The organism is Mesorhizobium sp. B2-8-5, from assembly GCF_006440675.2.
Taxonomy (GTDB): domain Bacteria; phylum Pseudomonadota; class Alphaproteobacteria; order Rhizobiales; family Rhizobiaceae; genus Mesorhizobium.
Genome location: NZ_CP083951.1, coordinates 6,382,129 through 6,408,716, shown reverse-complemented (window position 1 = coordinate 6,408,716; position 26,588 = coordinate 6,382,129). Strand labels below are relative to the sequence as shown.

Sequence of the window (26,588 nt, the reverse complement as noted above, 5' to 3'; positions counted from 1 at the left end):
CTGGCTTAAAAACCTCAGCGCCGCGCGAGCCGAAAGGCGCGCGGCGCTGTAATTCGTCCGGAACTGCGTAAAAACAAAGAGATAGGCGTTTCGCCGTTTCCATGAAACGGGGAAAAGCACTAGTCCTTCAGGAATTCCGGTCCCTCGCCGATGATCTTCTTGTCGGGCTTGCCGATGGCATCGAGGTCGCGACCGTCATAGGGCAGGGAAAGCAGGATACGTTGCATCACCGCGAGCCGGGCGCGGCGCTTGTCGTTGGCCCGCACGGCGATCCAGGGCGAGAACTCCTTGTGCGTGCGCTCGATCATCTGGTCGCGCGCCCTGGTGTAGTCGTCCCACTTGCCGACGCCGGCGATGTCGATCGGCGAGAACTTCCAGTTCTTCAGCGGCGACCAACGGCGGTCATGGAACCGTTCGAGCTGGGTCTCGCGGCCGATGTTCAGCCAGAATTTGAAGAAATGGATGCCCTCGTTGGAGATCATCCGCTCGAAGTGCGGCGTCTCGTCGAGGAATTTCTCGTGCTGCTCCGGCGTGCAGAACCCCATGACCGGCTCGACGCCGGCGCGGTTGTACCAGGAGCGGTCGAAGGTGACGAACTCGCCCGAAGTCGGGAAATGGTCGACATAGCGCTGGTAATACCATTGCCCCGCCTCGGTCGGCGTCGGCTTGGTCAGGGCGACGTTGCGCGCCGTGCGCGGGTTCAAATATTGCCGCAGCACGAAGATCGTGCCGCCCTTGCCGGCCGCGTCGCGCCCTTCGAAAAGCGCCATCACCCGCTTGCCGGTGGCCTGCAGCCAGGCCTGGGCCTTGACCAGTTCGATCTGCAGAGTCTCGAGTTCCTTTTCGTACTCCTCGCCTTTCATCTTCTTGTCGTAAGGATAGCCGCCGGCGGTGAGCTTGTTGTCCTCGATCCAGTCCGGGAGCACCGGATTGTCGATGTCGAACTCGCGCTCCTTGCCGCCGATCTTGATCTTGATCGGTGCGGTGGCCGGCACCGCTTCAGCCGTTTCCTTGGCCTTTTTCATCCAGACGAACCTTTCCAGTTTGCGGACTCATGCTATGGAGCCTGTGCAGCGCAGCGCGCTTTCGGGCGCAAAAACGCTGTAGCATTTTGATTTTGCGCATGAACCTTCGCGAAAATCGATCCTGATTTTCAGGGTCCCATGCGTCAGGCCGATCCAGCGAGCCGCTGGCCGGTCGAACGGGATGCGGGGTGGCGCGGGCCTATGGCAGAGACGGGCGCGGGACAAAACAACAGGGGGCAAGCCTTGGCGGCGCGGCTGTCACGCAACCGCTGGCTGCTTGGCGCGGGTGTTCTCGCGGTCCTTGCCGTTTATTTTTTCGCCGGCGTCTCCGTCTATGTGCTGATGCTGGCCCTGGCCGCGCTGGCGGCCGCCGCGATGCTGCCGGCAAATACCGAACGCCAGCCAGCCGATACGGGAGCAGCGATCGAGGCAAGCGGGCTGCAGCGGCTCTCCGGCGAGTATCTGGCGGCCGCGGTCGCCGATCCGCTCATCATATTCGATCGCTCCGCCGCCATGGTTCACGCCAACGCCGCCGCCTTCGCCGCCTTCGGCGGGCTGGCTCCGGGGATGTCGCTGGCATTGAAGTTTCGCGCGCCGGAAATGCAGGCGCTGCTCGACGGCATTCTGTCGGGTCAGGTCGCCGCCGATGCGGTCGACTACACCGAGAAGCTGCCGGTGGAGCGGACATATCGGGTCAGCGCGTCCACGGTCGGCCATGCCACCGGCCTTTACGTGCTGGTGTTCAAGGATCAGAGCGAGACGCGTCGCATCGATCGCATGCGAGCCGATTTCATCGCCAATGCCAGCCATGAGCTGCGCACGCCGCTCGCCTCGATCGCCGGCTTCATCGAGACGCTGCGTGGGCCGGCCCGAAACGATCCGGCGGCGCGCGACCAGTTCCTGCAGATCATGCAGAACCAGACCGGCCGCATGGCCCGCCTGATCGACGATCTGCTCTCGCTGTCGCGGTTGGAGATGAAACCCTATCTGAGGCCGGGCACGGAGGTCGATCTTCGCCAGACGATCGATAGCGTCATCGATTCGCTCGGGCCGCTGGCCGGTGAGAACGGCGTCGTCATCAAGCGGGAGTTCGCCAACGGGCCGCTCGTCGTCCCCGGCGATCGCGACGAACTGTTCCAGGTCTTTGAGAATCTCCTAGAGAACGCCTGCAAATACGGCCAGTCAGGTGGGCACGTCACCGTATCGATCGCCGGCGGCGAGGATAGCCAACAGCCGAGCTTCGACGTCACGATAAGGGACTATGGTCCGGGCATTGCCGAAGAACACATCCCGCGCATCACCGAGCGCTTCTACCGCGTCGATGTCGAAAACAGCCGCACCCAGAAAGGCACCGGGCTTGGCCTTTCGATCGTCAAGCATATATTGACCCGTCATAACGCAAGATTGTCGATCAAGTCGGAAGTCGGCAAGGGCGCGGCGTTCACGGTTCATTTGCCGGCTCGCTGATCGTGTATCGGTTGCCAACCGGGATTTTCTTCTTTCTGTCATGCGGTTCGCGTATCAGCGACGGATTGAGGGAACGCACCAGCCGGCACAAACCGGGAAGGCATATCCATGCAGTCCGTCCATATCGCCAGTGCCTATGATGAAGAGCTGAAGTTCCTGTCGAAGCGCATCGCTGCGATGGGCGGCCATGCCGAGCGCATGGTCGAACAGGCGGTCGCGGCCCTGGTGAACGTCGACCATGGCCTCGCGCAGAAGGTCATCCAGGACGATCTCGTCCTCGACGAAGGACAGCGCGAGATCGACGACAAGGCTATCATCATCATCGCCAGGCGCCAGCCGATGGCGACGGACCTGCGCGAGATCGTCGGCGCGATCCGCATCTCGGCCGATATCGAGCGCGTCGGCGACCTGGGCAAGAACGTCGCCAAGCGCGTGGCCTCGGTCGACGGCCGCCAGCCGAATAGCCTTTTCCGCGGCCTGGAGGCCCTTGCCAATCTGGCGCTGACGCAGCTCAAGGAAGTGCTCGACGTCTATGCCTCGCGCTCGGTAGAGAGGATCGGCCTCGTGCGCGACCGGGACGACCAGATCGACGCCATGTACACCTCGCTGTTCCGCGAGCTTTTAACCTACATGATGGAAGATCCGCGCAACATCACGCCCTGCACGCATCTTCTGTTTTGCGCCAAGAACATCGAGCGCATCGGCGACCACGCGACCAACATCGCCGAGACGATCTATTACATCGTCACCGGCGACCAGATGCCGGCCGATCGGCCGAAAGGCGACAAGACCGACAAGGTCGTGCTTCCCGCCACGGTGCCGGCTAAGTGAACCGGCGCCTCTCGAACGGCTTCCTGATTTAGGGTAAGCTCCTCCAGACACAGCGATTTTGTCAGTCGCAGTCTCGGGAGGTTTGCGATGGAACAAGTTCGGAACCTGACCCCGGCCCCAACGTCGGGCATCATTGCATCCAGCGTCTATTCGGGCGGCAAGCGCGTCGCCGACATCGCCGTCGAACAAGCCGGCGAATGGGCGGCAAAACCTGGCCATGTCGTCTGGATCGGCCTGCTCGAGCCCGATCGCAACCTGCTGCTCCGGGTGCAGGCGCAATTCCACCTGCATGATTTGGCGATCGAGGATGCCGAGCATCCGCATGCACGCCCGAAGATCGAGCAATATGGCGACGCCCTCTTCATCGTCGCCCGCACCGCGCAATTGATCGACGGCCGCGTCACGTTCGGCGAGACGCATCTGTTCGTCGGCACCGGCTACATCGTCAGCGTCCGGCACGGCCCGTCGACCTCCTACGCCGCCGTGCGCCAGCACTGGGAGAGCTGCCCGCATTCGCTCGCCAAGGGCGAGGACTTCGTCCTCTACGCCATCCTCGATTTCATCGTCGACAATTACATGCCGGTGCTGGAGCAGATCGAGGACGAGGTCGAGGCGATCGAGGACAAGGTGCTTTTGAAGCCGATGACCGGTTCCGATATCGAGCGGCTTTACATGCTGCGCCGCGATCTGCTGCGCCTGCGCAATGCGGCGCTGCCGCTGGTCGAGGTCTGCCGTCGGCTGACCAGTGCCGAGCTGCCGCAGATCCATGCCGCCATGCATCCGCTGTTTCGCGACGTGACCGACCACATCCGCACCGTGCAGGAAAAGATCGACTCACTGCGCGAGGTTCTGGCCTTCGCCTTCGAAGCCAGTCTGCTGGTCGGGCAGAGCCAGGAAACCGCAATATCCAAGAAGCTCGCCTCATGGGCCGCCATTCTGGCGGTGCCCACGGCCTTCGCAGGCATCTACGGCATGAACTTCTCCGACATGCCGGAACTGAAGATGGAATACGGCTATCCAATCATCCTGCTGGTGATGGCCGCGATCTGCTCGTTCCTGTACTGGCGGTTCAAGAAGAATGGGTGGCTGTGAAATATGGGAGCAAGGGAGTAGGGCAGTAAGGGAGTAGGTAATAGGGAGCGACTGACTGCGAAACGTAGCGCATGAAGCGCTCTTTCCCCTACTCCCCTACTGCCTTACTCCCCTATTCCCCTATCTTGCCCGCCGCCGCTCCCCCGCCGGCTGGAACGCCACCCGGGAATGATACTTGCAATAGGGTCCCGTTTCGGCGGCGTCGTTGCCGCAGAAGTTGAAGTCTTCCGACAGCGGATCGCCGTTCGGCCATTTGCAGGTGCGTTCGGTCAGCTCGACGAGCTGCAGATGCCGCGAGATCGGCACGACCACGTTCTCGACCGGTCGGATATAGTGGCGCGCGACCGGCTCGGCGTCGAACTGCACCTGCAGCGCGGTGGCGCCGATGGTGGCCGTCACGTGACGCGTAGCACTTGCGGCGCGGGTCACCGATTTCTGCATCGTGGCGCCTTGCGTCGCCTTTTTCTGGCGCGCCGGGGCGGCCGTCGCCCGACCGCGGCCCGAAAGCTTCAGGCGGTGCACCTTGCCGATGACAGCGTTGCGGCTCACTCCGCCAAGCTGTGCGGCAATCTGGCTGGCGCTCAGGCCCTCCGACCACAGTTTCCTGAGAAGTTCTACCCGCTCGTCAGTCCAGTTCATGGGGCCGCGCTCCTGCTGAGGCGTGCGGTAGTCAGAATCCATTCCCGACCCGGCTCTCGCCGGGCAAACGACACCACATATACCGGGTGATTAGGTCCGCCGCACGAAATCTAGTTATTTCTCGACTACAAATACCTTATACGCTGACTCGGTGACAAGAGTCCCCAGGGCAACACGATTCGGTTTTTTCGGTTTTCCCCAACTTGCCGGTCTACTTATGAGCCGGCGTGGCGTCGGAGGTTCGCCACGCGCTTCTGCGTGACGTTTTCGTTGACTTCATGGCCGAAAAACATGATAAGCCGCAAAGGCCGCCGCATTGGCGGCTTTTTTGATTTCCGGTTCCGGAGACGCATATAATGAGCGGTTCGGCGCTTTACGAGACCTTTGCTCGCGCCCCCCTGGCTTTCGACCGCGGGGAGGGGACCTGGCTGGTCACCGACAAGGGCGAGCGATATCTCGACTTCGCGGGCGGCATCGCGGTGAATTCGTTGGGCCACAGCCACCCGCATCTGGTGGCGGCGCTCACCGAGCAGGCTGCCAAGCTGTGGCACGTCTCCAACCTCTATGAGATCCCGGAACAGCGCCGGCTGGGCGAGCGGCTGGCCGAAGCGACCTTCGCAGACAAGGTGTTCTTCACCAATTCCGGTGCCGAGGCGCTGGAATGCGCCATCAAGACGGCCAGGCGCTATCAATTCGTCAAGGGCCATCCCGAGCGTTTCCGCATCATCACGTTCGAGGGTGCCTTTCACGGCCGCACGCTGGCGACGATCGCCGCCGGCGGCCAGTACAAATATCTCGAAGGCTTCGGCCCGAAGGTCGAGGGGTTCGACCAGGTGGCTTTCGACGACATCGACGCCGCGGAAAAGGCGATTACGCCGGAGACCGCGGCGATCCTGATCGAGCCGGTGCAAGGCGAGGGCGGCATACGGCCGGTGCCGACGCAGTCCTTGAAGCGGCTGCGGCAACTCTGCGACAAGCATGGCCTGCTTTTGATCTTCGACGAGGTCCAGTGCGGCATCGGCCGCACCGGCAAGCTGTTCGCGCATGAATGGACAGGCGTCACGCCCGACCTGATGGCGATCGCCAAGGGCATAGGCGGCGGCTTTCCGATGGGCGCCTGCCTTGCCACCGACGAGGCGGCGACCGGCATGACGGCCGGCGTGCACGGCACCACCTTCGGCGGCAATCCGTTGGCGATGGCCGTCGGCAACGCCGTGCTCGACATTGTCCTGGCCGACGGCTTCCTCGAGGACGTGCAGCGCAAGGCGCTGCTTCTGAAGCAGGGCCTTGCGGCGGTGGCCGATGAATTCCCCGACGTCATCGAGGGCATCAGGGGAACCGGCCTTATGCTCGGCCTGAAATGCGCCATGCCCAACACCAAGGTGAACATGGCGCTGCGCGACCAGCACCTGCTTGCCGTGCCGGCGGGCGACAACGTCATCCGCCTCCTGCCGCCGCTCACCGTCACCGACGAGGAGATCGGCGAGGCGCTGGAGCGCATTCGCGGCGGCGCCAAGAGCCTGACCGACGCGATTGCGGCCGAAGCCGCCAAATAATTTCTGGAACCTGCCGATGAGTGTTCGCCACTTCACCGATCTATCCGCCGTTTCCGCAGGCGACCTGCGCATCATGCTGGACGACGCGGTGGCGCGAAAGACCAGGCTCAAGGCGGGCGAGCGTTCAAAACCGCTCGATGGCAAGGTGCTGGCCATGATCTTCGACAAGCCGTCGACGCGCACGCGCGTTTCCTTCGATGTCGGCATGCGCCAGCTCGGCGGCGAGACCATCATGCTGACCGGCACCGAGATGCAGCTCGGCCGGTCGGAGACGATCGCCGACACGGCAAAGGTGCTGTCGCGTTACGTCGACGCCATCATGATCCGCACCACCTCGCATGACCGGCTGCTGGAGCTCACCGAGAGCGCCACCGTTCCGGTGATCAACGGGCTGACCGACGACACGCACCCCTGCCAGCTCATGGCCGACATCATGACCTTTGAGGAACATCGCGGGCCGGTGGCCGGCAAGACCTTCGCCTGGACCGGCGACGGCAACAATGTGCTGCATTCGCTCCTGGAAGCCTCGGCTCGGTTCCGCTTCAATCTCAATGTCGCGGTGCCGGAAGGCAGCGAGCCGTTCGAGAAATATGTCGACTGGTCGAAAGCCAATGGCGGCAAGGTCCGGTTTTCCAGGTCCGCCGAGGAGGCCGTCGACAAGGCCGACTGCGTCGTCACCGACAGCTGGGTCTCGATGGGCCAAGAGCATCGCGCCCGCGGCCACAACGTCTTCCTGCCCTATCAGGTCAATGCGGCGCTGATGGCAAAGGCCAAGGCCGATGCTTTGTTCATGCACTGCCTGCCGGCGCATCGCGGCGAGGAGGTCACCGACGAGGTGATCGACGGGCCGCATTCGGTGGTCTTCGACGAGGCCGAGAACCGGTTGCACGCCCAGAAGGCGGTGCTGGCCTGGTGCCTGGGCGCTTGAGAAGGGCCGACCTGACCGCTTCCGGCCCGATCGGGCTCAACTTGATCTGGGGATATGTGATGCCTATTTGCGGGCCATCACGTAAATTGAACGCGCTTCGACGCATGCGGCTCATCGGGTTGCATGGCTGCGCCCCGGAGTTTTGTCATGTTGGAAACCCAGACCTTGGCTGAGCATAAACCCCAACTCGGTGAATTTGGCTTCGCCGGCGACGATCACGTCGTGCCTTACGAGGTCGCGCCGCTCGATGTGCGCGGCCGTACCGTGCAGCTCGGGCCGATGCTCGACGCTATTTTGAGCCGCCACAATTACCCAGAGCCGGTCGCCCGCCTGCTGGCGGAAGCCTGCGTGCTCACCGTGCTGCTCGGCACCTCGCTGAAGTTCGAAGGCAAGTTCATCCTGCAGACCCGCACCGACGGTCCGGTCGACATGCTGGTGGCCGATTTCACCACGCCGCATGCGCTGCGCGCCTATGCGCGTTTCGATGCCGACCGGCTGCAGGCGCTGACCGCCGCCGGCGAGACCTCGCAGCAGACGCTGCTCGGCAACGGCGTCCTGGCTCTAACCATCGACCAGGGCACGCATACGCAGCGCTACCAGGGCATCGTCCAGCTCGACGGCACCTCGCTGGAGGATGCCGCGCGTACCTATTTCCGGCAGTCGGAGCAGATCCCGACCGAGATCAAGATGTCGGTCGCCAAGCTGGTCACGCCCGGCCCGGCGGGCGCACGCGAGCAGTGGCGCGCCGGCGGCATCCTGGCGCAATTCCTGCCGCAATCGCCGGAGCGCATGCGCGTTCCCGATATTTCCGGTGGCGACGGCGATCCGCGTGACGTTGCGGACCACCCGGCCGACAATTCCTGGCAGGAGTTGCTGGCGCTGCTCGGCACGATCGAGCCGACCGAGTTGATCGACCCGACGGTGGGCGCCGAGCGGCTGCTTTACCGGCTGTTCCACGAACATGGCGTGCGCGTCTTCCGCGGCGTGCCGGTCGCCGACCAGTGCTCCTGCTCGCGCGACAAGATCCGCGGCATTCTCGAAGGCTTTTCGGCCCAGGAGATCAAGGACTCGACCGAGGACGGCGGCATCCACGTCGCCTGCGAGTTCTGCTCGACGCAATACGACTTCGACCCGGCCGAGTTCGCGAAGTAGCGTCTTTACCTTCTCCCCGTTCCACGGGGAGAAGGTGCCCGAAGGGCGGATGAGGGGCAACGCCTTGGTTGGTGGTGATAGCGACACGCTGGCGACGCGGTCGTCTGCCTCAAAAAATCTCAGAAATTTGGCGCTGCCCCTCATTGCCCTGCCGGGCATTTCTCCCCGTGGAACGGGGAGAAAGACGCTAATCGCCGACGCCTAATTCACCGTGCGCCTTGTCCCCGGCATATCGAGCGAGAAAGCCGGAATGGCGATATCGAACGTCTCGCCGCGGCCGTTGCGCATCGTGTAATGGCCGACCATGATGCCCGACGGCGTCGAGAGCGGGCAGCCCGAGGTGTACTGGTAGCTGTCGCCAGGATTGAGTTCCGGCTGGTCGCCGACGACGCCGGCGCCGCGCACCTCCTCGACCCGGCCTCGACCATCGGTGATGTGCCAGTAGCGCGACACAAGCTGCACGAACTCGTCGGAGCGGTTGTCGATCGTCACCTGATAGCCCCAGACATAGCGGTTCTCGGACGGATCGGAGCGGTCCTCCAGATAGAAGGGCCTGACTAGCACTTCGATGTTGCGCGTCACTGCGCGATACATGGGCCACTCCGGTTGCCGCTGCAGAACATTCGTTGCGCTTCGCTGTTGGGCGCGCAACGCCGACCATCCTGCCAGCCTTGTAGCGCACGTGCCGAAAAACAATGTCATTTAAGTGACACATGACAATGTTGGTGTGCACAAACCGTGCCGGGCGACTCGGGCGCTCTGTAACTAATGAAATGGGCGCATGCGGCCGAGAGCAATTCCAGGAAAAGTGTGAGCAGTTTTCCGTCCGGAATTGCGTGAAAACAAAGAGATAGAGAGTGACCAGATCTCGATGGAACTGACTATCGCAGCCGGCCTGGCTTCGTCAGCCCTTCTTCTGTCCAATCTCACCAGCATCCTGCTCGCCGCGTCGCGGCTGAAATGGCGGCATGTCATTGCGCCGCCCGTCGGCGCACAGCCGGTCTCGATCATCGTGCCGTCGCGCGGCGTCGAGCCGTTCACACAGGAGACCCTGCAGCGCGCCTTCTCGCTCGATTGGCCGCTCTACGAGCTGATCTTCTGCGTTGCGCATGCCGAAGACCCGGTGGTCAAGCTGATCGATGCGGCGATCGCGCGCTATCCGAAGGTGCCTGCGCGACTCCTGATCGGCGACGATCGCGTCAGCGCCAACCCCAAGCTCAACAACTGCATCAAGGGCTGGCAGGCTGCGCGGCACGATTGGGTGGTCCTCGCCGATTCCAATGTTCTGATGCCGAAGGACTATATTCAGCACCTGATGGCGGCATGGCGCCCGGATACCGGCCTCGTCTGCTCGACGCCGATCGGCTCGCGGCCGGATGGGTTTTGGGCCGAAGTCGAATGCGCCTTCCTCAACACGCTGCAGGCGCGCTGGCAGTATGCCGGCGAGGCGCTTGGGCTCGGCTTCGCCCAAGGCAAGAGCATGCTGTGGAACAAGCCGATGCTCGATGCCAATGGCGGTATCCAGGCTTTGGCCGCCGAGATCGCCGAGGACGCGGCCGCCACCAAGCTGGTCAACAGCCTGGGCCTGCGCGTCAATCTCGTCGCTTCGCCTTTCGAGCAGCCGCTCGGCCAGCGCCGGCTCGCCGAGATCTGGTCGCGCCAGGCGCGCTGGGCGCGGCTACGCCGCGTCACCTTCCCGCTGTTCTTCGCGCCGGAGATCCTGACCGGCGCTGCGGTGCCGCTGCTGCTGGCGCTGATTGCGGCGGCAAGCGCCGGCGTCAGCCTGCCCACGACGGCCTTGGGCGTGCTGGCGATCGCCTACCTGCCGGAATGCCTCCTGGCCTTTGCGAAGGGCTGGTACCTGTCGCCGCGCAGCGTCACCGCGATGCTCGTGCGCGATGCCCTGCTGCCCGCCATCTGGGCGCGCGCCTGGTTCGGCGGCGCCGTCGAATGGCGCGGCAACGCCATGACCATCCGCACCAAGGCGATGACCGAACTGGAAGAGCTTGCCTAATGCATGTCGCGCAAAAGTGTGCAGCGGTTTTGCGATAACGACATGCATGAAAACAAAGCCTTAAAGCGCGTCGCCTGAATCCGCTTCAGCGCGACGCGCTTTAAAGTCCTGTGTAGTGACGGTCGCCGCTACAGGTCTTATTTGGCCGCCTTCAGCGCCTGCTCGATGTCCTCCAGCAGGTCGTCGGCGTCCTCCAGGCCGACGGAGAGCCTGAGCGTGCCCGGCCCGATGCCGAGCTCGGCCCGCGCGTCGTCGCTCAGATTCTTGTGCGTGGTCGTCGCCGGATGGGTGATCAGGCTCTTGGCGTCGCCGAGATTGTTCGAGATCAGCACGATGTCGAGCGCGTTCTGAAAGGCGAAGGCCGCCTGCTTGCCGCCCTTGACGTCGAGGCAGATCAGCGTCGAGCCACCCGACATCTGCTTCTTGACGACATCCGCCTGCGGATGATCGGCCCGGCCCGGATAGATGACGCGGGCTATCTCCGATCGGCCGGCGAGGAAATCCGCGATCTTGCCGGCGCTCTCGGTCTGCTGGCGCACGCGCAGCGGCAGCGTCTCCAGGCCTTTCAACAGCGTCCAGGCGTTGAACGGCGACAGGCTGGGACCGGTGTGGCGGAAGTAGTCGTGCAGGTTTTCGTCGATCCATTTCTTGTCGGACAGGATGACGCCGCCGAGGCAGCGGCCCTGGCCGTCTATGTGCTTGGTCGCCGAATAGACGACAATATGGGCGCCGAGCTGCAGCGGCTTCTGCTGCAGCGGCGTGGCGAAGACATTGTCGACGATCACGCGCGCGCCGATGGAATTGGCGAGCTTGGCAACCGCGGCGATGTCGACCACTTCCAGCGTCGGATTGGTTGGGCTTTCGAGGAAGAACAGCTTGGTGTTCGGCCTTATCGCCTTTTCCCAATTGGCGATGTCGGTGCCGTCGACCAGCGTCGCCTGGATGCCGTAGCGCGGCGCCAGCGTCTCGACCACCCAGCGACAGGAGCCGAACAGGGCGCGCGCCGCAACGATATGGTCGCCGGCCTTGGCGCTGCAGAGCAACGCGGCCGAGACGGCCGCCATGCCGGAAGCGGTGGCGCGGGCATCCTCGGCGCCTTCGAGCGCGCACATGCGCTTTTCGAACATGTCGACCGTCGGGTTGGCGTAGCGCGAATAGATGAAACCGGGCTCCTCGCCCTTGAAGCGGGCTTCCGCGGCTTGCGCGGTCTCATAGACATAGCCCTGGGTGAGGTACATCGCCTCGGATGTCTCGCCGAAGCCGGAACGCAGCGTTCCGCCATGCACGAGTGCCGTCTGAGGTTTCCAGTTGCGCTTCTTGGTGCTCATAGCCCTGCTTCCAGACACAAAAAAACCGGCCGCGAAGTCGCAACCGGTCCATATAGCCTTGCGGCTCGACGGTCCTTTAGCGACTTGTTTAACGTGGCTGCAAGCCGACCGGCCAAATCACCACGGGATAACGACGCTTTAAACCCGCGCCGCGCTTGCGTCAATTGCCGGCTTCATTAAGAGGTTTGTACCAGCAGAGCGGAGTAAGACTTTGCGGCAGACAGGCATTCTTCCCGACCAGGATATTTCCGCGCTGTTCCAGTCCAGTGCGCTGAAGTCGCCGCGCGCGCTGGACACCAACCAGATCCAGCCGGCCAGCCTTGACCTGAGGCTCGGCGACACGGCCTTCCGCGTGCGAGCCTCCTTCCTGCCCGGCCCCGATCATCGGGTAGCCGACAAGCTCGAGCGGCTGAAGTTGCATGAATTCAGCCTCGCCGAGGGCGCCGTGCTGGAGACGGGTTGCGTCTACATCGTGCCGCTGCTCGAAAGCCTGGCGCTGCCCTCGAATGTGTCCGCTTCCGCCAATCCCAAGAGCTCGACCGGGCGGCTCGACATCTTCACCCGGGTGATGACCGATCGCGGCCACGAGTTCGACAAGATCGCCGCCGGCTATCACGGGCCGCTCTATCTCGAAGTCAGCCCGCGCACCTTCCCGATCGTCGTGCGGGCCGGCTCGCGGCTGTCGCAGATCCGTTTCCGCACCGGCAACGCGGTGCTTTCGGAGAGCGAGTTGCGCGACCTTCACCGCGCCGAGATGCTGGTCGCCACCGAGCCGCCCAATATTTCAGGCGGCGGCATCGCGCTCTCCATCGACCTCGACGGCGACAAGGACGGCCTTGTCGGCTATCGCGGCAAGCACCACACCGGCCTGGTCGATGTCGACAAGCGCGCCGCGCAGGATGTCGTCGATTTCTGGGAGCCGATCTACAAGAGCGGCGCCGGCGAACTCGTGCTCGACCCCGACGAATTCTACATCCTGGTCTCGCGCGAAGCGGTGCACGTGCCGCCGCTCTACGCCGCCGAGATGACGCCTTTCGATCCGTTGGTCGGCGAGTTCCGCGTCCACTATGCCGGCTTCTTCGACCCAGGCTTCGGCCACTCCGCCGCCGGCGGCAGCGGCAGCCGCGCTGTGCTCGAAGTGCGCAGCCACGAGGTGCCGTTCATCCTCGACCACGGCCAGATCGTCGGCCGTCTCGTCTACGAGCACATGCTGCAGCGCCCGCAGGCTCTTTACGGCACCGACCTGGGATCGAACTACCAGGCGCAGGGCCTGAAGCTCTCCAAGCATTTTCGCGCCGCGCGCTAAGGTCTGAGCTGCTGATCTCCCCCTTGGGGGAGATCACGCTCTCACAGCGCCTTCACCGCCACCTTGACCGGCTTTTCGATCTCCAGCGGGTTGCGCAGCGGCAGGCCGAAATCCTGCGCTTCGATCTCGAACGTGTCGCCGGCCTCGGTCCTGATGCCATCGGCGAAGGACAGCGTCGCGGTGCCGAACATGTGCACATGCACGTCGCCCGGCTGGCGGAAGGCCGAATATTTGAAATGATGGTGCTCGAGATTGGCGATGGTGTGCGACATGTTCGCTTCGCCGGACAGGAACGGCTTTTCCCACAAAAGCTTGCCGTGGCGCCAGATGCGCGATCCGCCGCGGATGTCGGCCGGCAGGTCGCCGATCAGGATCTCCGGACCGAACGAAGCGTTGCGCAGCTTGGAGTGGGCGAGGAACAGATAGTTCACCCGCTCCGTCACGTGGTCGGAGAATTCGTTCGATAGCGTGAAGCCGACGCGGAACGGCGCGCCGTCATCGCCGATGACATAGATGCCGGCGATCTCCGGCTCCTCGCCGCCGTCCTGCGCAAAGGCCGGCGACATCAGGGGCGCGCCGGGGGCCACCGCCATCGTGCCGTTGCCTTTGTAGAACCATTCCGGCTGCACGCCGACCTGTCCCTTGGCGGGCTTGCCGCCTTCCAGCCCCATGCGGAACATCTTCATGGAATCGGTGAGCTCCTCCTCGCCGCCCTCGCTGAGCTTCTTGTGCATGGAATCGCGCGTCGCCGCGGAGCCGAGATGCGTCAGGCCGGTGCCGGTGAGATGCAGATGCGCGGGATCGGGGTGGTTGATCGGCGACACCAGCCTGCCCCTCTTGTAGGCGGCATCGAGATCGACTGTCTCGCCATAGCCCTTGCGCTCGATCAGCGCTTCGAGCCCGGTGCCGGTGCGCGCGGCCTCCATCGCCAGCGAATAGACGCTGCGCGCGCCGTTGATGATCCTTGTCTTGCCGCCGCCGTTGCGGGCGACGACGCGGATCGTCTCGGCGTCGTCGAGGATCTGGGAGATCAGCATGTTGAAATCCTCTCTCATTTTGCCGGCCGCCCGCGGGCAAGCCTTGACTGGCGCGGCGCGGAGCAATCCCCGCCACGGTTGAAACGCTTCGTCCGGATTGCGTTCGCGAGCCTGGGTCCTTGCTGGACTCTCGGCGCCGACGGGTTGCCGGCAGCTTCGCGATCTGAAACCCGTATGCCTCCTTAAATCCGCTTCCGGCCTTCAGGCCTTGTTCTTGTTGTAGACGTCGAAGATCACGGCGCCGAGCAGCACCAGGCCCTTGACCACCTGTTGCCAGTCGACATTGACGCCCATGATCGACATGCCGTTGTTCATCACGCCCATGATGAAGCCGCCGACCACGGCGCCGATCACCTGTCCGACGCCGCCCATCGCCGAGGCGCCGCCGATGAAGACGGCCGCGATGACGTCGAGCTCGCTGCCGAGACCCGCTGCCGGCACCGCTTGGCCGAGGCGCGCCGCGATGATCAGGCCGCCCAGCGCCGAAAGCACGCCCATGTTGATGAAGACCAGCAGCGTCAGCCTCTCGGTATTGATGCCCGAGAGCTGCGCGGCCTTGGCGTTGCCGCCCATGGCGTAGATGCGGCGGCCAATGGTCATGCGCTTGGTGACGAAGACGAACAGCGAGATCAGCACGCCCATCACCAGGAGCACGACCGGCAGGCCCCTGTAGCTCGCGAACTGGAAGACCAGGAACAGCGCCAGCGCGCTGCCGACCAGCGTCTTGACGACGAACAGCGGGAAGGGCTCCGCCTCATAGCCATGCCGCTCGCGCTTGCGCCGCGTCCTGAAGCCGAAATAGGCATAGGCGAGCACCGCGACCAGACCCAGCACGATCGTCGTCATATGCAGCGTCAAGCCGCTGCCGACGATGGTCTTGCCGGCGGCATTCACCGTCGGCGGGATCAGCATCAGCGGGCCGATTACGTCCGGGATGAAGCCGGAGCTCAGCGCCTTGAAGTCGGGCGGAAGCGGGCCGACCGAAGAGCCGCCGCCGAGCAGCGCCTGGCAGATGCCGCGGAAGATCAGCATGCCCGCCAGCGTCACGATGAAGCTCGGTATCTTGTGATAGGCGATCCAGTAGCCTTGCGCGGCGCCGATGAGGCCGCCGACGATCAAGCAGATGATCGAAACCACCAGCGGATTCGAGAATATCCCGAGCGGCCAGATCACCATCATCATCGCGGCGAGCGCGCCGATGAAACCGGCGACCGATCCCACGCTGAGATCGATATAGCCGGAGACGATGACCAGCAGCATGCCCAGCGCCATCACGATGATGAACGAGTTCTGCTGCACCAGATTGCTCAGGTTGACCGGTTTGAACAGCGTTCCCGACGTCGTGTACTGGAAGAACAGCATGATGACGATCAGCGCGATGATCAGGCCGTATTCGCGCAGATTCGTCGTCAGCGCCGAGACGGCGACGCGCTGTCCCTGCTTGACGTCCTCGGCGACGCCGCTTTGCGGCGCGGGAGCGCTGTCTGTGCTCATGATGCTTTTCCTTCTCCGCGAACGATGGCGCGCATGATTTTTTCCTGGCTTGCGTCGCTTGCCGCCATTTCGCCGACGATACGCCCTTCATTCATGACATAGATGCGGTCGGAGATACCGAGCAGTTCAGGCATTTCCGACGAGATGACGATGATCGCTTTGCCCTCGGCGGCGAGGCGCGCGATGATCGTATAGATTTCGTACTTCGCGCCGACGTCAATGCCGCGGGTCGGCTCGTCCATGATCAAAACCTCCGGATCGGCGAACAGCCATTTGGACAGCACGACCTTCTGCTGGTTGCCGCCCGAGAGGTTGCCGGTGAGCTGGTAGACGCTGGAGGCGCGGATATTGGTCTTCTTGCGATAGTCGTTGGCGACGCTCATCTCGCGCATGTCGTCGATGACGCCGCGGCTCGAAACGCCGCCCAGATTGGCCAAAGTCACATTGTGCTTGATGTGGTCGATGAGGTTGAGGCCGTAGGTCTTGCGGTCCTCGGTGACATAGGCGATGCGGTTCTCCACCGCCTTGCTCACTGTCGAAAGATCGAGCGGCTTGCCCCTGAGCAGCACCTCGCCGCTGATGCGCCGACCGTAGGTGCGGCCGAACAGGCTCATAGCGAATTCGGTACGGCCGGCGCCCATCAGCCCGGCGATGCCGACAACCTCGCCCTTGCGCACATTGATATTGATGTTCTTGATCACCTGCCGCTCGGCATGGATCGGGTGGTAGACCGACCAGTCCTTGACCTCGAAGATGACCTCGCCGATCTTCGGCTCGCGCGGCGGGTAGCGGTCGTCGAGCGAGCGGCCGACCATCGAGGTGATGATGCGGTCTTCCGAGATGTCCTTCCTCGGCAGGGTCTCGATGGTGCGCCCGTCGCGGATCACCGTCACCTTGTCGGCGACGCGGTTCACCTCGTTGAGCTTGTGCGAGATCAGGATCGAGGTCATGCCCTGGCGCTTGAACTCGAGCAGGAGGTCGAGCAGCGCCTGGCTGTCCTTTTCGCTGAGCGACGCCGTCGGCTCGTCGAGGATCAGAAGCTTCACTTCCTTGCTCAGCGCCTTGGCGATCTCGACCAGCTGCTGCTTGCCGACGCCGATGTCGGTGATCAGCGTCTTGGGGTCTTCCTTGAGGCCGACCTTTTTGAGCAGGGCGCTGGTGCGCGTCTCGTTGGCGTCCCAGTCGATGACGCCGTAGCTGGCGTGCTCGTTGCCGAGGAAGATGTTTTCTGCGATCGACAGCATCGGCACCAGGGCAAGCTCCTGGTGGATGATGACGATGCCGATATGCTCGCTGTCGTGAATGCCTTTGAAATTGCATTCCTGGCCGCGGAAGATGATCTGGCCGTCATAGGTGCCGGACGGATAGACGCCCGACAGCACCTTCATCAGCGTCGACTTGCCGGCGCCGTTCTCGCCGACGATGGCATGGATCTCACCTTCCTCGACGCTGAGATTGACGTTCGACAACGCCTTCACGCCGGGAAACGTCTTGGTGATGTCGCGCATCTCCAAAATCGTCGAGGCCATCAGGATCTGCTCCCTGGCGCACGGCTCCCAATCGGCATCGATCGTGGAAAGGCCTGTGCGCAAAATCAACATGCTGCGGCGGCTTCGCGTTGCGGATCGGCGCGTGACGCTGCGGAAGCCGGCAAAAACAATACCGGGGTCGGCTCTGAACGAAAAGGGGCCCTGCGTTGCGCAGGACCCCTCCCTTCGAGGCTGGATTACTTCAGCTCGTCGGCCTTGATGTAGCCGGAGTCGACGACCTGCGCCTGATAGTTCGACTTGTCGACCTCATGCGGCGTCAACAGGATCGAGGGAACGACCTTGACGTCGTTGTTGTAGGTCTTTTCGTCGAGGCCGTCCGGCTTGCCGCCGGAGAGCACCTTGTCGACCAGCTGCACGGTGGCCTTGGCCAGTTCGCGGGTGTCCTTGAACACGGTCGAATACTGCTCGCCCGAGATGATCAGCTTGACCGAGGCGGTTTCGGCGTCCTGGCCGGTCACGATCGGCCAGGGCTGCGCTTCGGTGCCGTAGCCGACGGCGCGCAGCGAGGCGGTGATGCCGCGCGACAGGCCGTCATACGGCGACAGAACGCCATCGACGCGGCTGCCGTCCGAATAGTTGGCCGAAAGCAGGTTGTCCATGCGCGCCTGGGCGGTGGCGGCGAGCCAGCGCAGCGTGCCGACCTTGTCCATGCCCGTCTGGCCGGATTTGATCTTGATCGAGCCGTCATCGATCAGCGGCTGCAGGACCGACATGGCGCCGTTGTAGAAGAAGAAGGCGTTGTTGTCGTCCGGCGAGCCGCCGAACAGCTCGACGTTCCACGGCTTGGTGTTCGGGAAACGCTCCTTGAGGCCCTTGACCAGCGAGTTCGCCTGGATGACGCCGACGCCGAAATTGTCGAAGGTGGTGTAGTAGTCGACATTGCCCGTCTTCTTGATCAGGCGGTCGTAGGCGACGACGACGACGCCTGCGTCATTGGCCTTCTGCAGCGCGTCGGCCATGGTGGTGCCGTCGATCGAAGCGATGATCAGCGCCTTCGGGCCCTTGGTGATTTCGTTTTCCAGCTGGCTGAGCTGGTTCGGGATATCGTCCTGCGCATACTGCAGGTCGACGGTGTAGCCGAGCGCTTCGAGCTGGGACTTGACGGCGTCGCCGTCGTTGATCCAGCGCTGCGAGGTCTTGGTCGGCATCAGCACGCCGACGAGACCCTTGTCGGCGGCATGCGCCGAATAGGTCATGGCGGCGATGCCAAGGGCCGCGACGGCGGCCAGCGTCTTGATGATCTTCACGATTACTCTCCCTGGTTGATGGACGCGACACCTCGGGGCTTCGCGGGCCGCGCAACCGAACAGGTGCGCTGGCGCGCCACTGTCGGCTTTATCGATCTCCGGTATCCTCCCAATCGGCCCCGCGGCGCAGTTTAAATCGATACGAATTTGCTCGTTGCCGACCGTTGCGCCTCGGAACGCGCGAAGGGTGGGTCCCTTTGACATAACTGTCAAATGCGATCTTTGCTGGTTGCTATATCGAAACTGATATAGCTTAAGGAGCTGATAGAACCCGGACAAGAGACCGAAAACCATGGCGGCATTGCGCGATCCCGATGCGATTTCAGGGAGTTACGAGAAGTTGCCGGGAGATGGCGAGACGCTGCTGCGCAGCGGCCTCAGTCTTCGCCATATGCGCATGATCACCGCCCTGGACGATCACGGACGGGTGAGCGCCGCCGCCCAGGTCATGAACATCTCCCAGCCGGCCGCCTCGCGCATGATCGCCGAGATGGAGGCGGTGCTCGACGTGAAGTTGTGCGAACGGCTGCCGCGCGGCGTGACGCTGACCCCTTTTGGCCAGGCGCTCGCCCGCCGTGCCCGCTCCATTTTGCTCGAGATGCGGGAGGCCGACCGAGAGATTTCCGAGCTCAAGGCCGGCAAGGGCGGCTCGGTCTTCCTCGGCGCGGTGACGGCGCCGGCGATCGAATTGGCCGTGCCGGCGATCCGTGAGATCCGCCGCATCTATCCGCGCATCGAGATCACCATGCAGGTCGAGACCTCGAACGTGCTTGCCCGCGAGCTGATCGCGTCGCGTCACGACTTCATCATCGCCCGCATCCCCGACGACCTCAATCCGCGGCTCTTCGAATCGCGCGTCATCGGCGTCGAGAAGGCCTGCCTCATCGTGCGCCGCGGCCACCCCTTGGCGAGCGGCCGGTTGGTGCGGCTGGAGGAGACGGCGGGCTATGACTGGGTGTTCCAGTCCGGCGGCTCGCCGCTTCGCCAGGCCATGGAAAGCAACTTCTTGAACCGCGACATTCCGCTGCCCGACCGCATCCTCAACACCTCTTCGCTGTTGCTCACCTTGGTGATGGTGGCGCAGTCCGACGCCATCGCGCCGGTCTCGATCCAGGTCGCCAAGTTCATCCAGGGCGGCGACGGGCTGGCCGGCGCCATCGATGTCGTGCAGACCGAGTTCGACATCGAGGTCCGGCCCTACAGCCTGATCACGGTCAAGAATCGCGTGCTCTCGCCCGCCGCCAAAATGCTGCACGACTTCATCCTGCGCGAAGTGGGGTAATGGAACGAGAATGCTACTTGTGCGTTCAAACCGATCGGCCGCTCGCTGGAGCCCGTTGCGGGTGAGGGAAGGCTGCCGATGCTCAACAGCTCGGGAGGTTTCGATGGAACGTCGGTTGTTTCTGACTGGAATGCTTGGGGTTGCGGGGGCGGCAGCGCTTGCAAGCCTGGCCGGACCAGCCAAGGCGGTTGCCGGCATCCCCAAAGGCAACGGGATTCTCGATGAATTGGACAAGCCGGATCCGGCCATCTACGAGGAGGATGACCAGGCCGATCTGCTGCAGCCAGCTCAGTATTACCGCCGGCGGTATTACCGTGACCGGTACTACCGCCGCCGCCGTCGGCGCGTTTGGAGACGAGTCTGCCGCCGCTACTGGCGCTATGGCCGGCGTCATGTCCGCTGCTGGCGCCGCCGCGTCTGGATCGGCTTCCGGCTCTAGGCCGATAGCAACTACCTGCCCCGGGGCCTACCGGGTGAATCGCTGACTGGGTCTTGCATGGGTGTGCAAGGCCCAAACGTTCGCTTACAAACAGCCGAATTCACCATCGCGCAAACTGCTCGGCCTGAGGGTCGACCCAATGCAATTGCGCCCCGCGATCCCCGGCAGGCGATCCGAATTGGTCGCGCAATTTGGTCCCTTGGTGAGGTCTGACTCAAATCCTTGCGCCGCAAGGTGGAGCGGGTAGCGGGAATCGAACCCGCGCGTTCAGCTTGGGAAGCTGACAAGCTACCATTACATCATACCCGCGTCGGCCACCTCGTTAACATGAGGCCCGGGCTGCAAGCAATCGGCAAAGCAGTGCTGCCAATGAAGGCACCCCCTTGACCTCCAGCAGCGCCGCTTGATGGCGGACAAGCGAATGCGTATTTCTGGGCCACGCTGCCGAATCGGGCGGCTCGAACCGGAGAATGGCCTTGTCCGCACTGACGCGCTTTCTTGGCGACACGCCGCTCAGGGTGTTCCTGAAGCTGCTGGTGGTCTCCTTCCTCGTCGGCCTCGTCATGCATGCCTTCGGCTGGTCGCCGATGGACGTCTTCTATGGCATCCGCCAGTTCTTCGTCGATCTGTGGAATCTCGGCTTCCACGCCATCGACCGCTTCCTGGGCTATATCCTGCTCGGCGCGGCGATCGTGGTGCCCGTGTTCATCCTGCTCAGGATCGCCAGCTACAGGAAATAGCTGGGCGTAGCATCACGCATATCGGGAGGCGACCTCGAACAGGATGGCGTGCCGCGCGGCCAGCGCCGGCACGTCGGTCGAGTAGCCGCCGCCGATGACGCCGCAAAACGGCACGCCCTGCTCACGGAAATGGCCGATGACCATGTCTTCGCGGGCCCTGAGGCCATTGTCGGTGAGCGCCAGCCGGCCGAGCCTGTCCTCAGCATGGACATCCACGCCGGCATTGTAGAAGACGAGGTCCCAGCGCCTTTGCCGGGATAGGTCCGGCAGGATGGCGGCGAGCCCCTCGAGATAGGCGCCGTCGCCGGTGCCGTCCGGCAAGGCGACGTCGAGGTCTGAGGCGATCTTGCGCACAGGGTAATTGCGCTCGCCATGCATGGAAAAGGTGAAGGCGCGAGGCTCGTCCTTCAGGATGTCGGCGGTGCCGTCGCCCTGATGCACGTCGAGGTCGACAACCAGCACATTTTCGACGGCGCCTTCGGCCAGCAGCGCCAGCGAGGCGACGGCGACATCGTTGAAGGTGCAGAAGCCGGCGCCTTGCGCGCGCCTGGCATGATGGCTGCCGCCGGCCGCGTTGCAGGCGATGCCGTGTCTCAGCGCCAGCCTGGCGGCCAGCACCGTGCCCGCGGTGGCAAGCTGCGCCCTCAGCGACACGCGCGGACCGACCGGAAAGCCGATCTCGCGCTCTATTGTCTCCGGCACCTGGCAGGCGATTACCTGATCGACATACTCGGCGGCGTGCGCGAGCTTCAGCCGTGCGGCCGGCGCCGGTTCCGGCATCGAGAGCGCGCCCGGTGCGGCCAGCCCGCGCATATGCAAGGCTTCCATCAAAAGCGGATATTTGCTCATCGGAAAGCGGTGGTTGACGGCGAAGCCGGCGTCATAGTCGGGGTGATGGACGATCTGCAGCGGCATGGATCGGGAGGCCTGCGCCAGCTCTGAGCAATTCCAGGAAAAGTGTGAGACGGTTTTCCGTCCGGAATTGCGTAAGGCCAGCGGAAAATTCGGTTGGCAGTTCGGCGGATGGTGGTTGCGTGGTGCCGGCAAACTGAGGCACATCGGGTTCACGATCAAGCCGCAATCAGCCAGGCAGCAATGGACGCAACCCAAGCCAGCGCCAGATCCTTCGCGGTCACCAATCGCTCGGTGCTCGCGATCGCCGTGCCGATGACGCTTGCCTATCTGACGACGCCTCTGCTCGGCATCGTCGACACGGCGGTGGTCGGCCAGTTCGGCGACGCGGCCTTGCTTGGCGGCCTGGCGGCGGGATCGCTGGTCTTCGACGTCGTCTTCACCACGTTCAATTTCCTGCGCTCCGGCACCACCGGCCTCGTCGCCCAGGCGTTCGGGCGCGGCGATCCGCTGGAGGAACAGGCGGTGCTGTGGCGCGCCGTGCTGATCGCGGTCGTCGCGGGCGTCATACTTGCCGCCCTTTCACCGCTCTTTGCCGTCGCCGGCCAATGGTTCATGGGCGCCGAGCCGCGCGTCAGCGCGGCGATGTCGGTCTATATTCGCATCAGGCTGCTGGCAGCGCCTTTCTCGCTCATCAACTACGCCATACTGGGCTACGTGCTGGGGCGCGGCGAGGGCGGGCTCGGGCTGATGCTGCAGGCCGTGCTCAACGGCATCAACATCGCGCTCTGCTTCCTGCTCGGCCTCGAGCTTGGCTGGGGCGTTGCCGGCGTCGCCTGGGCGACCGTCACCGGCGAGTTCCTGGCCATGCTGCTTGGCCTTGCCATCGTGCTCAACCGTTTCCGCAAGCTAGAGCGGCCGTCACGCCGCCGCATCCTCGACCTCCCGGCCTACCGGCGCATGCTGTCGCTCAACCGCGACATCATGATCCGCTCCTTCTCGCTGCTTGCCGCCTTCGCGCTGTTCACCAGGCAGGGCGCGCAATTCGGCACCGTGACGCTCGCCGCCAACGCCGTGCTGATGAACTTCTTCCTCATCGCCGGCTATTTCCTCGACGGTTTCGCCACCGCCGCGGAGCAACTGGCCGGTCGCGCCATCGGCGCGCGTGCGCCTGCCCCGTTCCGGCAGGCCGTCCGGCTGACGCTGATCTGGGGCTTTTGTCTCGCCGGCATCGCCACGCTCATCCTGTTGACCGCCGGCACCAGTCTGGTGGCAACTAGTGACGACGTCTCCAGAAGTCCGCGCGGTCGCCGACACCTATCTGCCCTGGGCGGCCTTCACGGCGCTGAGTGGCGTGCTGGCCTTCCAGATGGACGGCGTCTTCATCGGCGCTACCTGGTCGCGCGACATGCGTAACATGATGCTGTTGTCGTTCCTCGTCTTCAGCGCCGCGCTCATCACCCTGGCGCCGGCCTTCGGCAACAACGGCCTATGGGCATCGCTGCATGTCTTCCTGCTGGTGCGGGGAGTGAGTTTGCTTGCGGTGCTGAGGCTCAGGGTGCGCACGGCATTTTAGGGCCGATTGTTCAGCTTCGGCTGGGCGCCGGCGTTTCTCAGCCCCAGAGATCGGTCGAGAGGTACTTCAGGCCGGAATCGCAAATCACGACAGCGATCGCCTTGCCTGATTGATCGCCGCGCAGGAGACGCAGCGCGGCGGCCACATTCGCTCCCGAGGAGAAGCCGCCGAAGATACCTTCGCTGCGCGCGAGCAGGCGCGTGGCCTCGCGTGCTTCATCGCCGGAAATCTGAAGATAACCATCAACGGGCGCGTTGTTCAGGAATGCCAGGTCCGGCATGGCGTAGCCGCCGCCTTGAATGGGGTGCTCGGGCTGGGTGACCGTCTCGCCCGCGGCGGCCGCGGCGCCCTCCGGCTCGACGATGAAGCACTTGATCAGAGGGTTGCGTTCCTTCAGCGCCCTTGCCACCCCGGCATATGTGCCGCCCGAGCCGATGAAGTCGACGAATGCATCGATGGCGCCATGGCTGGCGTCCCAGATTTCCGGTCCGGTTCCGTGATAATGCGCAAGCCAGTTCCCGTCGCGATGGAACTGGTCGGCGCGGTACGCGCCACGTTCCGCCGCAACCGCTTTGGCGGCCTGCTCGACGAGCGCCAGGTCGCCACCCGAGACCTGCCCCGGCACCGACCCCGGCAGCTGGTCCACGAGGATGACTTCCGCGCCGAGCGCCGTCATCATGCGTGCACGCTCTTCGGAGTTGCCCTTCGACATCACCGCGACGAAGGGGTAACCCCTGACGGCGCAGATGATGGCGAGCCCCGTGCCCATGTTTCCGGAGGTAAGCTCGACCACCGTTTGACCCGGCTTGATGGCGCCGGATCTCTCGGCCTCCTCGATTATTCCAAGTGCCGCACGGTCCTTCTTGGAAAAGCCCGGATTGAGATATTCCAGCTTGGCGAGGATTGCGCCGTCGACGCCCGCCTGCGCCGTCAGCCTGTCGAGCCGGACCAATGGCGTTCCACCGATCGAGTCCACGACGGAGTCCAGAATTTCGGCCATCGTTTGCCCTCCTGATTGGTGGGAATTCTCAGAGTCGTTCGGACCAGCTTGCGCAGCCGGTGTCGCGCAGCTCTCCGATGGATTTGAGGTGTTCCCTCTCCGCAAAGCGCGCCATGCCGGCAACGATGCGCCCCGGCAGCGCCGGGCCGGCATAGATCATGCCGGTGTAGAGCTGGACGAGGTCGGCGCCGGCGCGGATCTTTTCCAATGCGGCCTCGGTGGAATCGACGCCGCCGACACCGATAATGGCCATGTCGGGTCCGAGCAGCTTGCGCATGCGGGCCAACACAGCGGTGGAACGCCCGAACAGCGGCTTGCCCGAAAGGCCGCCGGCTTCACCGGCCACGGTCGCGCTCCGCAACCCGGTCCGCGCCAGCGTCGTGTTGGAGACGATGACGCCGTCGATTTTCTTCTCGGCGACCTCGGCGGCGATGTCTTCGAGTTCCGACTCGACGAGATCCGGCGCGATCTTGAGGAAAACCGGCGGTTGCGCCGACGCGGCCGCACGCGCGGCCATCACCCGCGACAGCAATTCGCCGAGCTGCTCGCGCGCCTGCATGTTGCGCAGGCCTGGCGTGTTGGGCGAGGAGATGTTGACCGTCAGATAGCTCGCATAGGGCGCGAAGCGGGCGACGCCGCGCTCGTAGTCGGCGACGCGGTCGGCGCTGTCCTTGTTGGCGCCGATGTTGACGCCGACGATCCCCGGTCGCCCCTTGCGCGCGGCAAGCCGTTTTTCGGCGGCCGCGTGGCCTTCATTGTTGAAGCCCAGCCGGTTGATCACCGCCTCGTCAGCCGTCAGCCGGAAGATGCGCGGCTTCGGGTTGCCGGGTTGCGGCAGCGGCGTGACGGTGCCGACCTCGGCGAAGCCGAAGCCAAGCCCCAGCAGCGCGTCCGGCACTTCGGCGTTCTTGTCGTAGCCGGCGGCCATGCCGAGCGGGTTCGGGAAATCGAGGCCGCAAAGGCTCAGCTTGAGCCGCGCGTCGCGCGGCGTCGTCGCGCCGACTGGAAGCCCGCAGCGCAGCGCCGCGATCGACAGGCCGTGAGCGGTTTCCGGATCGAAGGAGAAAAGCAGTTTCTGGCCGATCCGGTCGAGCACGCTCATTCGCCCTCCAGCGCCGGGAATTCGTGGCCACCGGCGCCGTGCGGCAGCGGCTTCACCCAGAGAACGGCATCGAGAGCGAGCGCGGCGTAGAGATGCGGGAACAAGGCACCGCCGCGCGACACCTCGTATTTCAGCGCCTCGCCCAGTTTGGTCCCGTCGATGGCGATCAGCAGCAGGTCCGTCTGGCCGGCGAAATGCTTGGCCGCCGTCTCGCGCACCTGGCCGGCGGTGGAGAAATGGATGAAGCCGTCGGCGATGTCGATCGGCGCGCCGATGAAGCGCCCGTTCTTCTCGGCTTCGCGCCAAAGCGCCTCGGGGGCAATCTTGTAGATAATCTGAGACATTCTCGCGCTATAATCCGAACCGAAGGTAGGAGGAAGGCTCAAGCTCGACTCTTCCCCATTTCCGGCGCAAACCTGTGATATGGCGCCTTCACTGGCTCATGGAGGAACAACATGCGTCTGCAGCACATCCTGATCCCCGCGGCGCTTTGCTCGCTGGTTGCCGCTTCCGCCTATTCCGAGGAGACCGACCACTACCGCTTGGAGAAGTCCGCCGACGGTTATGTCCGCATGGACACCCGAACCGGCGCCATGTCGATCTGCGAGGAGCGCTCCGGCCAACTCGTCTGCAAGATGGCCGCCGACGAGCGCGCCGCCTACCAGGACGAGATCGACCGGCTGGACAATTCGGTCAAGGCGCTCGACGCGCGCGTCGCCAAGCTCGAGAATTCGCTCTCCGCCCGGCTGGAATCCAACCTGCCCAGTCAGGAGGATTTCAACAAGTCGCTCGGCTACATGGAGCAGTTCTTCCGGACCTTCAAGGACATCGTCAAGGACATGGACAAGGACGATGGCGACGGCGGCACCAAGCTGAATCAGAAGACCTGAACGGGGCGCGCGGCCGAGCCGTCCTGGGAAAAACCCGCGCG

Annotated in this window: 24 protein-coding genes, 1 tRNA gene, 1 pseudogene and 1 riboswitch; of the genes and pseudogenes, 13 read left to right on the top strand and 13 right to left on the bottom strand. The window is 64.0% G+C overall.

Annotated features, from left to right (window positions below; translation table 11 throughout):
* Nucleotides 1-119: 119 nt before the first annotated feature.
* Nucleotides 120-1,025: a polyphosphate kinase 2 gene (gene ppk2 / locus FJ430_RS31315; RefSeq protein WP_140706341.1), complete on the bottom strand. Its 906-nt coding sequence runs from the start codon at nt 1,023-1,025 to the stop codon at nt 120-122.
* Between the two features lie 201 nt (nt 1,026-1,226).
* Between ppk2 and FJ430_RS31310 the strand changes: the two genes are divergently transcribed.
* The 3 genes from FJ430_RS31310 to FJ430_RS31300 all read left to right on the top strand — a co-directional run bounded on the left by FJ430_RS31310 (nt 1,227) and on the right by FJ430_RS31300 (nt 4,415).
* On the top strand, nt 1,227-2,492 hold the full coding sequence (locus tag FJ430_RS31310) for a sensor histidine kinase (RefSeq protein WP_140706339.1): 1,266 nt from the start codon (nt 1,227-1,229) through the stop codon (nt 2,490-2,492).
* A gap of 108 nt (nt 2,493-2,600) precedes the next feature.
* The gene (phoU, locus tag FJ430_RS31305; protein ID WP_140647368.1) at nt 2,601-3,323 is read left to right on the top strand and encodes a phosphate signaling complex protein PhoU; all 723 of its coding nucleotides are present in this window, start codon (nt 2,601-2,603) and stop codon (nt 3,321-3,323) included.
* A gap of 87 nt (nt 3,324-3,410) precedes the next feature.
* Nucleotides 3,411-4,415, top strand: coding sequence for a magnesium and cobalt transport protein CorA (locus tag FJ430_RS31300; protein ID WP_140659403.1), 1,005 nt, complete (start codon nt 3,411-3,413; stop codon nt 4,413-4,415).
* Nucleotides 4,416-4,535: 120 nt separating this feature from the next.
* On the opposite strand, the gene FJ430_RS31295 is transcribed toward FJ430_RS31300, so the two are convergent.
* The gene (locus FJ430_RS31295) at nt 4,536-5,054 is read right to left on the bottom strand and encodes a GcrA family cell cycle regulator (protein WP_140659402.1); all 519 of its coding nucleotides are present in this window, start codon (nt 5,052-5,054) and stop codon (nt 4,536-4,538) included.
* A gap of 356 nt (nt 5,055-5,410) precedes the next feature.
* On the opposite strand from FJ430_RS31295, the gene FJ430_RS31290 reads away from it, so the two are divergent.
* The 3 genes from FJ430_RS31290 (at nt 5,411) to FJ430_RS31280 (ending at nt 8,690) form a co-directional block, all read left to right on the top strand.
* A complete protein-coding gene (locus tag FJ430_RS31290; RefSeq protein ID WP_140706337.1) occupies nt 5,411-6,610 on the top strand; it encodes an aspartate aminotransferase family protein in 1,200 nt (399 codons plus the stop codon).
* Nucleotides 6,611-6,626: 16 nt separating this feature from the next.
* Complete coding sequence (gene argF, locus FJ430_RS31285) at nt 6,627-7,538, top strand: ornithine carbamoyltransferase (RefSeq protein ID WP_140647372.1); 912 nt, start codon at nt 6,627-6,629, stop codon at nt 7,536-7,538.
* 123 nt (nt 7,539-7,661) lie between these two features.
* A complete protein-coding gene (locus FJ430_RS31280; RefSeq protein WP_140706334.1) occupies nt 7,662-8,690 on the top strand; it encodes an Hsp33 family molecular chaperone in 1,029 nt (342 codons plus the stop codon).
* 201 nt (nt 8,691-8,891) lie between these two features.
* Here the strand turns inward: FJ430_RS31280 and apaG are convergent, their stop codons facing one another.
* Entirely contained in the window at nt 8,892-9,284 is a 393-nt protein-coding gene (gene apaG / locus FJ430_RS31275; RefSeq protein ID WP_140647374.1) for a Co2+/Mg2+ efflux protein ApaG, read from the bottom strand.
* 277 nt (nt 9,285-9,561) lie between these two features.
* Here apaG and FJ430_RS31270 point away from each other — a divergent pair, with 277 nt between their 5' ends.
* Complete coding sequence (locus FJ430_RS31270) at nt 9,562-10,704, top strand: ceramide glucosyltransferase (RefSeq protein WP_140706332.1); 1,143 nt, start codon at nt 9,562-9,564, stop codon at nt 10,702-10,704.
* Between the two features lie 137 nt (nt 10,705-10,841).
* On the opposite strand, the gene FJ430_RS31265 is transcribed toward FJ430_RS31270, so the two are convergent.
* Nucleotides 10,842-12,032 (bottom strand): O-succinylhomoserine sulfhydrylase, encoded by a 1,191-nt coding sequence (locus tag FJ430_RS31265; protein ID WP_140706330.1) that lies wholly within the window; start codon nt 12,030-12,032, stop codon nt 10,842-10,844.
* 56 nt (nt 12,033-12,088) lie between these two features.
* Nucleotides 12,089-12,166: riboswitch (SAM riboswitch) on the bottom strand.
* A gap of 77 nt (nt 12,167-12,243) precedes the next feature.
* Between FJ430_RS31265 and FJ430_RS31260 the strand changes: the two genes are divergently transcribed.
* Nucleotides 12,244-13,338 (top strand): 2'-deoxycytidine 5'-triphosphate deaminase, encoded by a 1,095-nt coding sequence (locus FJ430_RS31260; protein WP_140706328.1) that lies wholly within the window; start codon nt 12,244-12,246, stop codon nt 13,336-13,338.
* Nucleotides 13,339-13,379: 41 nt separating this feature from the next.
* Here the strand turns inward: FJ430_RS31260 and araD1 are convergent, their stop codons facing one another.
* From araD1 to chvE, 4 genes are all read right to left on the bottom strand, one after another.
* A complete protein-coding gene (gene araD1 / locus FJ430_RS31255; RefSeq protein WP_140706326.1) occupies nt 13,380-14,375 on the bottom strand; it encodes an AraD1 family protein in 996 nt (331 codons plus the stop codon).
* Nucleotides 14,376-14,576: 201 nt separating this feature from the next.
* Nucleotides 14,577-15,869 carry a multiple monosaccharide ABC transporter permease gene (gene mmsB, locus FJ430_RS31250; protein WP_140706323.1) on the bottom strand — a complete coding sequence of 431 codons (1,293 nt, stop codon included), beginning with the start codon at nt 15,867-15,869 and terminating at the stop codon, nt 14,577-14,579.
* The gene (gene mmsA / locus FJ430_RS31245; RefSeq protein ID WP_140706321.1) at nt 15,866-17,398 is read right to left on the bottom strand and encodes a multiple monosaccharide ABC transporter ATP-binding protein; all 1,533 of its coding nucleotides are present in this window, start codon (nt 17,396-17,398) and stop codon (nt 15,866-15,868) included. The genes mmsB and mmsA overlap by 4 nt, the downstream gene beginning before the upstream one ends.
* A gap of 197 nt (nt 17,399-17,595) precedes the next feature.
* Nucleotides 17,596-18,666, bottom strand: coding sequence for a multiple monosaccharide ABC transporter substrate-binding protein (chvE, locus tag FJ430_RS31240; RefSeq protein ID WP_140647381.1), 1,071 nt, complete (start codon nt 18,664-18,666; stop codon nt 17,596-17,598).
* Nucleotides 18,667-18,958: 292 nt separating this feature from the next.
* Here chvE and FJ430_RS31235 point away from each other — a divergent pair, with 292 nt between their 5' ends.
* The gene (locus tag FJ430_RS31235) at nt 18,959-19,948 is read left to right on the top strand and encodes a LysR family transcriptional regulator (RefSeq protein ID WP_140706319.1); all 990 of its coding nucleotides are present in this window, start codon (nt 18,959-18,961) and stop codon (nt 19,946-19,948) included.
* A gap of 103 nt (nt 19,949-20,051) precedes the next feature.
* Entirely contained in the window at nt 20,052-20,387 is a 336-nt protein-coding gene (locus FJ430_RS31230; protein ID WP_140647383.1) for a protamine-2 (modular protein), read from the top strand.
* 235 nt (nt 20,388-20,622) lie between these two features.
* Here FJ430_RS31230 and FJ430_RS31225 read toward each other — a convergent pair.
* Nucleotides 20,623-20,696 (bottom strand) — tRNA-Gly (locus FJ430_RS31225).
* A 161-nt stretch (nt 20,697-20,857) separates the two neighbouring features.
* On the opposite strand from FJ430_RS31225, the gene FJ430_RS31220 reads away from it, so the two are divergent.
* Nucleotides 20,858-21,127, top strand: a complete 270-nt coding sequence (locus FJ430_RS31220; RefSeq protein ID WP_181166832.1) for a DUF6460 domain-containing protein — start codon at nt 20,858-20,860, stop codon at nt 21,125-21,127.
* 12 nt (nt 21,128-21,139) lie between these two features.
* On the opposite strand, the gene FJ430_RS31215 is transcribed toward FJ430_RS31220, so the two are convergent.
* On the bottom strand, nt 21,140-22,042 hold the full coding sequence (locus FJ430_RS31215) for a histone deacetylase (RefSeq protein WP_140706317.1): 903 nt from the start codon (nt 22,040-22,042) through the stop codon (nt 21,140-21,142).
* A 180-nt stretch (nt 22,043-22,222) separates the two neighbouring features.
* Between FJ430_RS31215 and FJ430_RS31210 the strand changes: the two are divergent.
* Nucleotides 22,223-23,555 (top strand): annotated as a pseudogene (locus FJ430_RS31210) (MATE family efflux transporter).
* A gap of 37 nt (nt 23,556-23,592) precedes the next feature.
* On the opposite strand, the gene FJ430_RS31205 reads toward FJ430_RS31210, so the two are convergent.
* Genes FJ430_RS31205 through FJ430_RS31195 form a run of 3 tightly spaced genes read right to left on the bottom strand, consistent with a single transcriptional unit; the run spans nt 23,593 to nt 26,001 of the window.
* The gene (locus FJ430_RS31205) at nt 23,593-24,555 is read right to left on the bottom strand and encodes a PLP-dependent cysteine synthase family protein (RefSeq protein WP_140706315.1); all 963 of its coding nucleotides are present in this window, start codon (nt 24,553-24,555) and stop codon (nt 23,593-23,595) included.
* Nucleotides 24,556-24,583: 28 nt separating this feature from the next.
* The gene (locus tag FJ430_RS31200) at nt 24,584-25,657 is read right to left on the bottom strand and encodes a quinone-dependent dihydroorotate dehydrogenase (protein ID WP_140706312.1); all 1,074 of its coding nucleotides are present in this window, start codon (nt 25,655-25,657) and stop codon (nt 24,584-24,586) included.
* Nucleotides 25,654-26,001: a DUF952 domain-containing protein gene (locus FJ430_RS31195; RefSeq protein ID WP_140706310.1), complete on the bottom strand. Its 348-nt coding sequence runs from the start codon at nt 25,999-26,001 to the stop codon at nt 25,654-25,656. Before FJ430_RS31195 ends, FJ430_RS31200 begins: the two co-directional genes overlap by 4 nt.
* 111 nt (nt 26,002-26,112) lie before the next feature.
* Here FJ430_RS31195 and FJ430_RS31190 point away from each other — a divergent pair, with 111 nt between their 5' ends.
* Complete coding sequence (locus FJ430_RS31190) at nt 26,113-26,547, top strand: hypothetical protein (protein WP_140647389.1); 435 nt, start codon at nt 26,113-26,115, stop codon at nt 26,545-26,547.
* The last annotated feature ends 41 nt before the right edge of the window (nt 26,548-26,588 follow it).